The organism is Sulfitobacter sp. CW3 (assembly GCF_019392245.1).
GTDB lineage: Bacteria > Pseudomonadota > Alphaproteobacteria > Rhodobacterales > Rhodobacteraceae > Sulfitobacter.
Genome location: NZ_JAHXRL010000215.1, coordinates 1 through 271, shown reverse-complemented (window position 1 = coordinate 271; position 271 = coordinate 1). Strand labels below are relative to the sequence as shown.

Annotated in this window: 1 protein-coding gene; it reads right to left on the bottom strand. The window is 67.9% G+C overall.

Annotated elements, in window-relative coordinates:
* Positions 1-242 (bottom strand): AbrB/MazE/SpoVT family DNA-binding domain-containing protein (locus KZZ06_RS20830; RefSeq protein ID WP_043388476.1); only part of this gene is annotated, 242 nt, incomplete at its 3' end.
* Positions 243-271 lie beyond the last annotated feature (29 nt).

Genomic DNA, 271 nt, shown 5'->3' with positions numbered 1-271 from the left:
CATTCGGCCTCGGCCTCACGGGCCCGGTCGGCGAGGAAGTCCGCCACGGACGCGCCTGCCTTGTCGCCGATCAGCCTGCGGCTCAGAGCCTGTGCCCGGGCGACGACCTGATCGAGCGTCCGCAGCACGATGGCGTCGCCCAAATCCTCGACGATGACCTCGCCTCCGTGAATGAGGCCATGCCGCTTGCGGAGATCGGCCGGCAGGCTCACGCGCCCATCGGGCATCACCTTGGCTCTCATGGGACGCCTCTACTGTCTGCCATGCAAAC